The organism is Anaerostipes caccae L1-92 (genome assembly GCF_014467075.1).
GTDB lineage: Bacteria > Bacillota > Clostridia > Lachnospirales > Lachnospiraceae > Anaerostipes > Anaerostipes caccae.
On the sequence record NZ_AP023027.1, the window covers coordinates 1,051,636 to 1,064,482 of the forward strand.

At 44.1% G+C, this 12,847-nt stretch carries 11 protein-coding genes; 8 read left to right on the forward strand and 3 right to left on the reverse strand.

All coding sequences use genetic code 11. The features are described from left to right. Positions 1-229 precede the first annotated feature (229 nt). Together ANCC_RS05195 and ppdK are read left to right on the forward strand one after the other, a co-directional pair. Positions 230-994, forward strand: coding sequence for a DUF975 family protein (locus ANCC_RS05195; protein ID WP_006566053.1), 765 nt, complete (start codon positions 230-232; stop codon positions 992-994). A 190-nt stretch (positions 995-1,184) separates the two neighbouring features. Next, positions 1,185-3,809: a pyruvate, phosphate dikinase gene (gene ppdK, locus ANCC_RS05200; RefSeq protein ID WP_006566052.1), complete on the forward strand. Its 2,625-nt coding sequence runs from the start codon at positions 1,185-1,187 to the stop codon at positions 3,807-3,809. 55 nt (positions 3,810-3,864) lie between these two features. On the opposite strand, the gene ANCC_RS05205 is transcribed toward ppdK, so the two are convergent. Both ANCC_RS05205 and ANCC_RS05210 read right to left on the reverse strand, forming a co-directional pair. Next, the gene (locus ANCC_RS05205; RefSeq protein WP_050754275.1) at positions 3,865-4,605 is read right to left on the reverse strand and encodes a M23 family metallopeptidase; all 741 of its coding nucleotides are present in this window, start codon (positions 4,603-4,605) and stop codon (positions 3,865-3,867) included. Positions 4,606-4,810: 205 nt separating this feature from the next. Next, complete coding sequence (locus ANCC_RS05210) at positions 4,811-6,079, reverse strand: MFS transporter (protein WP_006566049.1); 1,269 nt, start codon at positions 6,077-6,079, stop codon at positions 4,811-4,813. A 234-nt stretch (positions 6,080-6,313) separates the two neighbouring features. Here ANCC_RS05210 and eno point away from each other — a divergent pair, with 234 nt between their 5' ends. The 4 genes from eno (at position 6,314) to ANCC_RS05230 (ending at position 11,772) form a co-directional block, all read left to right on the forward strand. Then, on the forward strand, positions 6,314-7,597 hold the full coding sequence (gene eno / locus ANCC_RS05215; RefSeq protein WP_006566048.1) for a phosphopyruvate hydratase: 1,284 nt from the start codon (positions 6,314-6,316) through the stop codon (positions 7,595-7,597). Positions 7,598-7,747: 150 nt separating this feature from the next. After that, a complete protein-coding gene (gene ahpC, locus ANCC_RS05220) occupies positions 7,748-8,311 on the forward strand; it encodes an alkyl hydroperoxide reductase subunit C (protein WP_006566047.1) in 564 nt (187 codons plus the stop codon). 12 nt (positions 8,312-8,323) lie between these two features. Further along, positions 8,324-9,982, forward strand: a complete 1,659-nt coding sequence (locus ANCC_RS05225; protein ID WP_006566046.1) for an FAD-dependent oxidoreductase — start codon at positions 8,324-8,326, stop codon at positions 9,980-9,982. 110 nt (positions 9,983-10,092) lie between these two features. Further along, a complete protein-coding gene (locus ANCC_RS05230) occupies positions 10,093-11,772 on the forward strand; it encodes a sensor domain-containing diguanylate cyclase (RefSeq protein WP_006566045.1) in 1,680 nt (559 codons plus the stop codon). 27 nt (positions 11,773-11,799) lie between these two features. On the opposite strand, the gene ANCC_RS05235 is transcribed toward ANCC_RS05230, so the two are convergent. Then, positions 11,800-12,159 carry a metal-dependent transcriptional regulator gene (locus ANCC_RS05235; RefSeq protein ID WP_006566044.1) on the reverse strand — a complete coding sequence of 120 codons (360 nt, stop codon included), beginning with the start codon at positions 12,157-12,159 and terminating at the stop codon, positions 11,800-11,802. A 194-nt stretch (positions 12,160-12,353) separates the two neighbouring features. On the opposite strand from ANCC_RS05235, the gene ANCC_RS05240 reads away from it, so the two are divergent. Both ANCC_RS05240 and ANCC_RS05245 read left to right on the forward strand, forming a co-directional pair. Further along, a complete protein-coding gene (locus ANCC_RS05240; protein ID WP_006566043.1) occupies positions 12,354-12,569 on the forward strand; it encodes a FeoA family protein in 216 nt (71 codons plus the stop codon). A gap of 12 nt (positions 12,570-12,581) precedes the next feature. Further along, complete coding sequence (locus ANCC_RS05245) at positions 12,582-12,803, forward strand: FeoA family protein (RefSeq protein WP_006566042.1); 222 nt, start codon at positions 12,582-12,584, stop codon at positions 12,801-12,803. Positions 12,804-12,847 lie beyond the last annotated feature (44 nt).

A 12,847-nucleotide genomic window follows, 5' to 3' on the forward strand; every position in this document is an offset into this window, starting at 1 on the left:
TTTTTCTCCATTATTTCCAGTCGGCTCTGGAAAGACCTCCTTCCAACAATGGAGAAAAACTATAGCAGGCGGCAACTTTCATTTCTAAGCAGCCTGCTCCAGGAGATAATATGTCCATTTTCTACACGATTGGAGTGAGTCATTCTAAGAGCCGAACGGAAATCGCGTGGAAAATGTCATACTATTTAATGTAACTTTCACATAAGATGACAAGAAAAGGAGGACTAATATGTGGTGGACAAGAGCTGAATTAAAAGAGAGGGCAAAAGAATCGATCAGGAGAAACTACTGGATTATGGTGGTAGTAGGGCTGATCGCAGGCATCATTAGCGGACAGATTGGGGGGAATGTATCTTACAATAGTTTAAAAACCGAGCTGAGGGAATCCGGATGGAATGGGGAAAACATGGATTTCTTCACGAGCACTCAATTTTTGATGATCGTGTCGGCGGCGATTGGAATTCTTATGGTTCTTTTTATAGGATTTACGCTGCTTAAAATCTTTCTGGGCAATCCTCTTCTGGTAGGATGCAGCCGTTTCTTTCTGGAAAACAGTGACAGAAAAGCTAGATTTGGATTAGTCGGAACTGTTTTTCAGAGCGGGAATTATCTGAATGTTGTGCTGACAATGTTTCTGAGAAAGTTGTTTACAGTGTTGTGGAGTCTTCTGCTGCTGATACCGGGACTTGTAAAGTCTTATTCCTATTCAATGATTCCGTATATACTGGCGGAAAATCCTTCGATTTCAAGGAGAAGAGCTTTTGAGATAAGCAGAAAGATGATGGACGGACAGAAGCTGAACGCTTTCTTTTTAGATTTATCTTTTATCGGATGGATTATTCTCTCCACTCTTACCTGCGGGGTTTTGGATATATTTTATGTGGTGCCTTACCGGCAGGCAACATGGGCAGAGTTTTATAAAGTTAATCGCCAACAGGCGCTTCAGAACGGGACTGCTACACCGGAAGAATTGCAGGGCTTTCCATTTTATTAATATTTCACGAAAGATAAAACAAAATAATTGAGAAAAACATGTCGATTTAGAGAAAATAAATAGTTTTCTTAATAGAATGTAAAATTTATTGTTAAAAACGTATAAAAATAATTAACAAATAATTTGTTTTGTGGTACAATTAGTCCAACGACATACACTGTTACAACATACTATTTTAGGAGGTATAGACATGTCAACAAAATGGGTTTATCAATTTAACGAGGGCAATGCAGAAATGAGAAACCTCTTGGGCGGCAAAGGTGCCAACCTGGCAGAGATGACAGGACTTGGTCTTCCGATTCCTCAGGGGTTTACGGTGACGACAGAAGCATGTACCAATTACTATGACTGCGGTGAAAACATCAGTGATGAGGTACAGGGACAGATTTTCGATGCGATGAAAGCATTGGAAAATATTCAGGGGAAGGAGTTCGGAGACTTAGAAGACCCGCTGTTGGTTTCTGTACGTTCCGGGGCCAGAGTATCTATGCCTGGTATGATGGACACGATTTTGAACCTAGGTCTGAATGACGTAGCTGTGGAAGGATTTGCAAAGAAGACCGGCAACCCACGGTTTGCTTATGATTCTTACCGCAGATTTATCCAGATGTTCGCAGATGTTGTAAAAGAAGTGGACAAAGCTAAATTTGAAGCGGTCCTTGACGAGATGAAGGAAGCCAAGGGAGCAAAGTTTGATACAGATTTAACCGCAGATGACCTGAAAGAAGTCATCGTGCGATACAAAGAGATTTATAAGAGTGAGTTAGGGGAAGATTTCCCGCAGGAGCCCAAAGAACAGCTGTTGGAAGCGATCAAAGCCGTTTTCCGTTCCTGGGATAATCCTCGTGCTATTTATTACAGAAGAATGAACGATATCCCTGGAGACTGGGGTACTGCAGTAAATGTGCAGACCATGGTATTCGGAAATATGGGAGATACATCAGGAACTGGTGTAGCATTTACAAGAAATCCATCCACCGGTGAAAAACAGATCTATGGAGAGTACCTCATCAATGCACAGGGAGAGGACGTAGTGGCAGGTGTGCGTACTCCGCAGCCGATCACCAGACTGAAAGAAGACCTTCCGGACTGCTATGAGCAGTTTATGCAGATCGCCAAGACTCTGGAAGACCATTACCGCGATATGCAGGATATGGAGTTTACCATTCAGGAAGGCAAGCTTTATTTCTTACAGACCAGAAACGGTAAGAGAACTGCACCGGCAGCACTTCGTATTGCCTGTGAACTCGTAGATGAAGGTATGATCACAAAAGAGGAAGCCGTTTCAAGGATTGAGGCAAAAGCCTTGGATCAGCTATTACATCCGCGCTTTGATCCGGAAGCAATCAAAGCTGCCGTTCCGATCGGGGAAGCACTTCCGGCATCACCGGGAGCTGCAACTGGTAAGGTTTACTTTACTGCCGAGACTGCAAAACTTCATCATGAAGCCGGAGAGAAAGTTATCCTTGTCCGCTTGGAGACATCACCGGAAGATATCGAAGGTATGCATGCGGCTGAAGGTATCCTGACAGCCCGCGGAGGCATGACATCCCATGCGGCCGTTGTTGCCCGCGGTATGGGTACAGCCTGCGTAGCAGGATGCGGTGATATTCAGTTAGACGAAGAAAAAGGACTGTTCACCCTGGGAGGAAAGACTGTCCGTGAGGGAGATTATATTTCCATCGACGGATCTACCGGTAAAGTTTACTATGGAGAGATCCGCACGATCCCTGCAACCATCAGCGGAAACTTTGACCGCATTATGACATGGGCAGATGAGATCCGTACATTAAAGGTACGCACCAACGCCGATACACCGGCAGATGCACTGAACGCAGTTAAGTTTGGGGCAGAGGGAATCGGACTTTGCCGTACAGAGCATATGTTCTTTGATGCAGAGAGAATTCCGAAGATCCGCCGTATGATCTTATCAAGGACTAAAGAGGCGAGAGAGATCGCTCTGAACCAGCTGATTCCATATCAGAAGAAAGACTTCAAAGAACTCTACGAGGTTATGGAAGGAAAACCGGTTACTATCCGTTTCTTAGATCCGCCTCTGCATGAGTTCCTGCCTACGACACTGGAAGAGATTTCAGCACTGGCAAAAGATATGAATGTAACAGTAGAAGAGATCAATATGACACGTGCATCTTTGCATGAGTTTAATCCTATGATGGGACACCGCGGATGCCGTCTGGCTGTCACCTATCCTGAAATCGCCAAGATGCAGACAAGAGCGGTTATGGAAGCTGCCATCGAAGTAAAACAGGAAAAAGGATTCGACATTGTTCCTGAGATCATGATTCCTCTCGTAGGAGAGAAGAAAGAGCTCCAGTTTGTCAAAAATGTTGTTGTTGAGACAGCAGAGAAAGTAAAAGCTTATTATGAGTCAGATATCAATTACCACATTGGTACAATGATTGAAATACCTCGTGCAGCTCTTCTGGCAAATGAAATCGCAGAAGAAGCCGAGTTCTTCTCCTTCGGTACCAATGACCTGACACAGATGACTTTCGGATTCTCACGTGATGACGCAGGTAAGTTCCTGGAAGCTTACTACGACAACAAGATCTACGAGTCAGATCCGTTTGCGAAACTGGATCAGGACGGAGTCGGACAGCTGATCGCTATGGCAGCTGAGAAGGGCAGATCAACCCGTCCGGATATCAAACTTGGTATCTGCGGAGAGCACGGAGGAGATCCTGCATCCGTTGAATTCTGCCACAGGGTTGGATTAAATTATGTATCATGCAGCCCATACCGTGTGCCGATCGCAAGACTTGCAGCAGCACAGGCAGCACTGAATGATAAATAAAATTACCAGATAAAATAAAAATTCCTTGAGCAAACGCTCAAGGAATTTTTTTACGTTAAATATTTTTTACTAACAGTCCCCTATGTATACAGCCTTCTCTCAGATCCTCTTTTTTAGGCAGAGGCCGTGTATCCATTAGACTGTATTTCGAATAAAATTTAGTCTGAATATGAGAAAAACGAAGAGGCAGACCAAGGCAGGAATAGAAACCAGCAGTGGATTGTATCTGAAAATGAACGTGAGGTTCTGTCGTATTGCCGGAGTTGCCGCACTTGGCAATAACATTACCTCTTTTTACCGTTTGTCCTTTCTGTACTTTTATACTCCCAGGCATAAGATGACAGATTGCACTGTATTCATTTGGAGAATGTTTTAAAATAATCCGGTTGCCGCCAATATCAGTAGTATCCGGATCCGTCTGCCCAGTGTCCATGATGCGGCAGTCAGGGAAGTTGTTTTTTGTTGAAACAACGATACCGTCCGCAGGAGCAAGTATATTTTTTCCGTAGCAGTAATAACTGTGCAGATCCTTTTTGTTTCCGCAGAAGCTTTCACTTTTATCATCTACAATAATAAAATCATAGGCGAACCGCTGTGGAAGAATTTCCCATGAATGAGAAGTGTCTTTGGTAACACCGCCATTTGCGGTGTACCATTCACCGTCAAAGGGCAGGGAATACTTTATTCCGGAAACATAATCATCAATGTGTTCAATATTTTTGTTTCTGTATTTTACTGTAGCATAAATTAACCCGGTTACTTGCAGTACAATCTGACTCAGAAAACGTATATTCATGTAATTTTCTCCGTTATATTTCATTGATGTGTGTCTGAAGATTTTTAGAAGAATCTTTCACTCCACACCTGAATACTAAAAGTTCAGCAATTATAAAATTCACAGCACTGGCTCCTTTCATTGGCTTTATACCACTTAAAATAAGTATATCAGAGTAAGTGTCAAAAAGGAACCGCTGCTTCAGTGTTTCCATTTCACTGGGATATCAGTGCTTCTCTCTCCAGGAAGGACACCCCTCATTTGTACAGCGCTTTTTCCAGCCGACAGTTATGCAGACGGCGGCAAAGACCAGCAGGCAGATCATTCCTATGAGGACTGTCCGGTAGCTGCCGGAAAGATCATAGATAAATCCGTAGGCAGGGACCAGCACAATGGAGGCAATCGGGGCGCCCATAGAAATTTTGGCAAATATCTTTTCATAATCGGTCTGCCCATAAAATTTGAGGGTAAGGATTGGAGCCAAGACCATGATGCCGGAAGTCACCAGACCGTGGAGAAAGGTTGAAACGGCAAAGACCGCAAAGCTCTGCTGGCTGAACAAAAATCCAGTCTCTGCTGCGAGTCCGACTGCGATCATTCCATAGCAGGTTTTCAGACTGCCGATCCGGTCACTTATCATTCCGATGGCAATGGAGCCGATGGCACTTCCGATGGAGGCATAGGCAAGCGCTGCCCCGGTTTTTCTGACACTATAACCGAGCATGGAACCATAGGTAGGAATATGCTGGGTAAAGACGCCGATCCCGGTAATAGCAATCATAAAGAACAGCAGCAGATAAAAAGACGCCGAGCGCAGAGCCGCAGCTTCGGATATCTCAAGCTGGTCTTTTTTTATTTGGCCGGGAGCAGTATCTTCTGACGCAGATTCAGCACCTAACGGAAGAAGGTGTTTGTCTCCAGGTTTATTTTTCAGGAGGACCAGAGAAGTGATGACAACGACAGCAAATGTGATGCCTCCGATAAAAAAATATCCGGTTCTCCAGCCGTACTGTGTAATGATATCGGACGTGACCGGCTGCAGTACTGCCCCGAAAAGTCCTACGAATGCCATCTGGATTCCGAGCATAGTTCCTGCATTTTTTGCAAACCATCTGTTTATAAGAATTGGACCTAAAAGATTTACTAAGATTGTGGCGCCCATGGCATGGGGAATGGCTAAAAGATACCAGCCGTAAACGCTGTTCAGAAAACCAAAAGAGGCAAAAGAGAGTGTTTGGAGCACTGCCCCTGCCAGGGCCATGAGTCGGATATCATATTTATTGATCAGCCGGCCTGCTGTGGGAAGCCATAAGACCATAACGACAGAAGTTATGCTCAAATAGATAGACAGACTTCCGATTCCCACGCCGATTTCTTTTGAGACCGGAGACAGGAAAAGTCCGGAAGTCATGTTGATGCCGCCGCCTGCAAAGCCCCTGATTAAAATAACAGCTGCTAATATAAACCATGCATAGTGCCATCTTGATTTTCTCATGTTAATTCCGTCCTTTTTTGTATTTAGTATTTATCAGAGCCATCTTTTTTATGCATACCCACGGGCACACTGCATTTCATACCCTTCGTGTGGAAAATGTCCTATTGAGAATTATTCTGCTGTTTTAATCTTGAGTAATTGATAATAGTTTGATAAACTGATTTTGGTTAGTTCATACTAACTGAATAAATAATAGACATAGAGCAAAGTGAGATTCGGCAGAAAGGATACAGAATGAATTATTTAGAGATAGAGAAAGTCATCGGAAGAGAGATTATTGATTCCAGAGGGAATCCTACGGTAGAAGCTGAGGTATATCTGGCCGGCGGCGTGACAGGAAGGGGGACAGCCCCAAGCGGAGCTTCCACAGGTGAATTTGAAGCTCTTGAATTAAGGGATGGAGATAAGGGACGTTTTGGAGGAAAGGGAGTAACCAAAGCGGTCCAAAACATTAATACAGAGATCAGCGAAATCTTAAGCGGGATGGATGCTTCTGATATTTATGCTGTTGACAGGGCAATGATCGATGCAGACGGAACAAAAGATAAATCAAAGTTTGGTGCCAATGCGGTGCTCGCAGTGTCCATTGCATGTGCAAAAGCAGCGGCAGCGGCTCTGGGAGTTCCTCTGTACCGATTTTTGGGAGGCCTGAATGCAAACCGTCTTCCGGTGCCAATGATGAATATATTAAACGGCGGCGCCCATGCGGCAAATACAGTCGATGTGCAGGAATTTATGATTATGCCGGTGGGGGCAGAAAGTTTTCGTGAAGCTCTGCGCCAGTGTACGGAAGTGTTCCACGCGCTGGCAGGACTGCTCAAGTCAAAGGGACTGGCGACTTCCGTGGGAGATGAAGGAGGCTTTGCACCTGATCTTGCCAGCGATGAGGAAGCCATTGAATACATTCTAGAGGCAGTAAAATTGGCGGGGTACGAGCCAGGCAGAGACTTTGTGCTGGCAATGGACGCGGCTTCCAGCGAGTGGAAAGGGGAGAAAAAAGGAGAGTATATTCTCCCTAAGTGCAAGAGGAAGTTTGCTTCAGAAGAACTGGTCGCTCATTGGAAGTCTCTCTGTGAAAGATATCCGATCGTATCTATTGAGGACGGTTTAGATGAAGAGGACTGGGAGGGCTGGCAATATATGACCAGAGAGCTTGGAGATAAGATCCAGCTGGTAGGAGATGATCTGTTTGTAACAAATACAGAGCGTCTTAATAAAGGGATCAAAGAAAGATGCGGAAATTCTATTTTGATCAAACTAAACCAGATCGGCACTGTATCCGAAACGCTGGAAGCTATTAAAATGGCGCACAAGGCAGGGTATACAGCGGTTGTCTCTCATCGCTCAGGTGAGACAGAAGACACGACCATCGCAGATCTTGCAGTGGCATTGAATACCGGACAGATTAAGACAGGTGCGCCGAGCAGAAGTGAGAGAGTGGCAAAATATAACCAGCTGCTTAGGATTGAAGAAGAGCTGGGAGACAGTGCAGTCTATCCCGGTTTTACTACATTTTAAATAAAGTAGAATCATGGAAAGCAGAAAGAACATGCCTTTTAAGGTGATTTCTTTCTGCTTTTTAGTGCATAAAACCGTGTTTTTTAGGAAAGTTTAAGCAGTAAGAACAGAACCTGGGATAAAGCAATCAAATTAAAGGAGGACAATAAAATGTCATTAATAGGTCAGGAAGTAACAGATTTTAAAGTACAGTCTTATCAGGGAAATGAATTTAAAGAGGTAACAAAAGAAGATATTCTTGGAAAATGGTCTGTGTTCTTTTTCTATCCTGCAGATTTTACATTTGTATGCCCGACGGAACTGGAAGACTTGGCGAATAAATATGAAGATTTTAAAAAAGTGGGATGTGAAATTTACTCTGTGTCATGTGATACACATTTCGTACACAAGGCATGGCATGATGTGTCTAAGACAATTCAGAAGATCCAGTATCCGATGCTGGCGGACCCGACCGGATTGCTCGCAAGAGACTTTGATGTGATGATCGAAGAAAGCGGACTGGCAGAGAGGGGAAGCTTCATTGTGAATCCGGAAGGCAAAATCGTGGCTTATGAAGTCATTGCCGGTAATGTCGGAAGAAATGCAGAAGAGCTTTTTAGAAGAGTACAGGCATCCCAATTCGTAGCAGAACATGGAGATGAGGTTTGTCCAGCAAAATGGCAGCCGGGAGCAGAAACTTTAAAACCGAGTCTTGATCTGGTAGGTTTGATCTAAGAACAGATGTAAATGGAAGGTGATACGTTGAACGGAATTGATATGAAAAAACTCTATGACGGCATCATTATAGGCGGAGGTCCGGCAGGGCTTTCCGCCGCCATTTATCTTGCTAGGGCAAAATACCGTGTGCTGGTCATAGAAAAAGAAAAGATGGGCGGACAGATCACGATCACGTCGGAGGTGGTCAATTATCCGGGGGTTCCTGAAACTGACGGCAAAAGGCTTACGGAAAACATGAGACAGCAGGCCGAGTTTTTTGGTGCGGAATTTATGATGGCAGAAGTCAAAGAACTGAATCCGGACGGAGATATCAAAAAGGTTGTCACAGATAAGGGAAACTTTGAGACACTGGGAATCGTGCTGGCCACCGGCGCCAGTCCCAGAAAGATTGGATTTGAGGGAGAAATTAAATACCAGGGACGGGGTGTTGCCTATTGTGCCACCTGTGACGGAGAATTTTTTACGGGACTGGACGTGTTTGTCTTGGGAGGAGGCTTTGCCGCGGCAGAAGAGTCTGTATTCCTTACAAAGTACGCAAATAAAGTCACGGTCATCGTCAGAGAAGAGGATTTTACTTGTGCAGCAGCCGTAGCGGACCAGGTCAAAAATCATCCTGGGATTGAAGTGCACTATCAGACTGAGATCGTAGAGGCAGGAGGCGAGAGCACCCTTCAATATGCCGTGTTCCGAAACAATGAAACCGGGGAAACATGGAAATATGAGCCGCCGGCAGGAAAAAGTTTCGGTATTTTTGTCTTTGCAGGATATGCACCAGCCACAGGACTTTTTAAAGATTTTCTGGAACTGAGCGAAGACGGTTATCTGGTGACCGATATGAACCAGAAAACAAGCAAAGACGGTATCTATGGCGCTGGAGATATCTGCGTGAAAAATTTAAGGCAGGTAGTGACTGCCGTATCTGATGGGGCAGTGGCCGCCACTTCACAGGAAAAATATTTATCCGGGATGTACGAAAAACTGAAACTCCCCGAACGTGAGATCTCTACACCGGAGAGAAGAAAACCGACGGATGTGCCGAAAGAGGAAATTCCGGAAACCGACGGATTTTTGACAGCAGAAATGAAACAGCAGCTGGCACCGGTATTTGAGAGACTTGAAAAAGACGTGGTGCTGAAATTTTATACCGATGACAGCCCGATTTCCAGGGAAGTGGAAGAGTTTGCCGGAGAGATGAAAGACCTGTCTCCTCATATCCGCTGTGAAGTGAGCCCGGAAGGGGGAGAAAATATCGAACTCCCTGCAATCTGTATCTGCAGAGGCGACGGAACGTATCTTGGCACTGCATTCCACGGAGTTCCGGGAGGACATGAATTCAATTCTTTTATCATAGCGATTTATAATGCCGCCGGTCCCGGACAGGCTATCGATGAGGGACTGCTGGAACGTATTCGGAATATCAGCAGGAAGATCAGGATTCAGACTGTTGTGTCTCTGTCCTGTACGATGTGCCCGGAACTGGTCATGGCTGTACAGAGGATTGCACTGGAAAATCCCGATGTCGAGGCAGATATTTACGATATGGCATATTTTCCATATCTGAAAGATAAGTATCAGATCATGAGCGTGCCGTGTATGATTGTGAATGAAAAAGATGTGTATTTCGGAAAGAAAAGTGTGGAAGAGATTCTTGGACTTTTGGAGAAGTAAAGGAATATACAATGAGGTGATACTTTGTACTTGAGGCCGGCGCAAGCTGGCCTTTTTTCTATGCATATGATAAAATCAATTTAAAAATAAAGAGTGGGAGGGATATACAGATGAAAGAAAAAACAAGAAATTACAGTTTTGCGTTTCTTGTCATTTTATCCCTCATTACGGCACTGGGAACCTTTGTGTATGGTATGAAGAATTATCACACAGACAATATCAGCATTAATCAAAGGCAGGAGATAACATCCCTTTCAGAAGGCTGGTATTATATAGAAGAAGGGAAGAAGGCAGAAATTTCAAGTCTTCCGGTGAAGATTAAGGACAGCGGGAGAAAAAGTCTGACCATTTACCTGGATCTGTCAAAACCAGCGGCGGAAGACGCAGTGCTCTGCATGGAAAATTTTCATCAGGCTGTGGAAGTTTTTGCGGGAGATCGAAAGCTGTACTCTTACGGGGCAGGAAATAAAGGTCCCGCAGGCTGGATCCTGGGGAACATTTGGAATATTATCGATCTGCCGGAGGGTGTTCATGGAAAAACCATTGCTGTAAAAATCACTTCCCCGAACACACCCGGACGATGGAAGATCCCCGAAATAAAATATGGAAACCGCAGTGCAGTGATGCAGATGATCAGCGAAAACTGTATCGGAATCGCTGTATTCGCTATTCTGTCTGGTGTGCTGGGTTCGGGTTTCCTTCTTGTTTTCTGTCTGCTTCGCTGGAAAGGACTGGATTATAACAGCAAAGATTTTGTGTATATCGGTCTGTTTATCGTCATTTCCACGCTGTGGATCATTACAGATTCAAAAATTCCTCAATTTTTAACCAAACGACTGACTCCCATATATATATTGTCATTTTTACTGTTTACACTGATGCCTGTACCATATTTAATGTTTCTGCGTCAGATCTGCCGGCATGGCAAAGGGGCTCTGGACTGTCTGAGCATTCTTTTTCTTCTTCAGACGATTTTTTGCGCGGTACTTTATATCACAGGAACTGTTGACCTGATAATGTCACTGCCCGTGACCCATTTTTTAATCATCTGTACAGTTGCGGCCAGTATTTTCCTTTGTCTGAGAGAATTGCTTCATTACCACAACAAAGACACATTTTTTGTACTGATCGGTATTTGCATACTGGCAGCCGGGGCAATGCTTTCTCTGGCTGCATTTCTCCCTCAAAAGATCAGTGATAATTCGTTGTTTTTCCGCATTGGCTTGATTGGATTTTACCTTTCTCTCTGTTATGTCAGTCTCAGGAGGGGGATGGGGCTGCTCAGGACCAGTATGGAGGCGGAAACATACCGCCGTTTGGCATACAAAGACGCTATGACGGGGATTGGAAACAGGGCAGCGTTTGATCGGGATGCAGGGATTCTTCACGCAAAGAGGGACACAAACACTTTTGCGGTCGCAGTATTCGACGTCAACAATCTCAAGTATACAAACGATACATATGGTCATGCGGCAGGAGACAGACTGATCAAGGATACTGCAGATTCTGTGAAAGATGCATTTTCAGCGATTGGGAGATGCTATCGTATCGGCGGAGATGAATTCGCAGTCATTATGGAACATATACCGGATGAAAGCATTGAAGAGGCGTTCTGCAGTTTTAGAGAGAACATTCGGAAGTACGGAAAGGGAAATCCGGAAGGCCTGGATGCGGCAGGAGGCTGGGTTAAGGGAGAAAACACAGGGACAGATTTTATTTACCGGCTGTTCCATCAGGCGGATACGAAAATGTATGAAAGTAAAGAGAAGGCGAAACATGCAGAAAAATAGAGACGCCAATACAACTTGGCATCTCTGTTATTTTACGTGTTTTTTTATAGCTTCAAAACTCTCTTTGCTGATGACGTGCTCGATCCGGCAGGCATCTTCGGCTGCAATATCTTTGTCAACACCCAGCGCCGTAAGCCAGGATGAAAGAAGTTTGTGCCGCTCATAGATCATCTCCGCAATCTCCTTTCCGGTGACTGTGAGATAAATATATCCTTCCGGCGAAACAGTAATATGTTCGTTCTGGCGGAGCTTTTTCATAGCTACGCTGACACTGGACTTTTTAAACCCTAACTCTGTCGCTACATCTACGGAACGGACAACAGGACGGGATTTGCTCAGGACTAAGATCGTTTCTAAATAATTTTCAGCAGATTCATTTAAACTCATGAATTTACCTCATTTCTAATGATATATATTTTTATGTAAAGCATTACAAAGTATATCATATCTCATCCTATACTTCAAACATTTGGCTTATTGATAAAAAGAATCAATAAGAGATATTGACTGCTAACATATGTTAGAATATACTAATTAATGAGTGGAAATGATAATCAATACCAATTAAGAAAGAAGGGATCATGATGCCTTTAACAATGGTAAGAGAAGGGGAAGAAAATATCATCTGTAAAGTCGGCGGCAGGGGAGAAACGAAAAGATTTCTTGAAAATCTCGGATTTACTGTTGGCGGGATGGTGACTGTCGTATCTGTCATCGGCGGAAATGTCATTGTAAATGTCAAAGATTCCAGAGTGGCGATCGGCAAAGATATGGCAAATAAGATTATGGTGAACTAAAAAGGAGAGAAAATGAAGACATTAAAAGAAGTAGCCTGCGGAGAGACTGCAAAAGTTAAGAAGCTGAATGGAGAAGGACCTGTAAAACGCCGTATCATGGATATGGGAATCACAAAAGGAGTAGATGTTTTTGTAAGGAAGGTAGCGCCTCTGGGTGATCCGGTGGAAATTACAGTGCGGGGATATGAACTGTCTGTGAGAAAAGCGGATGCGGAAATGATTTTAGTAGAATAGCTTTTTCTTTTTTTGTATAAGAGTTAGTCGAAACTAATATAAAT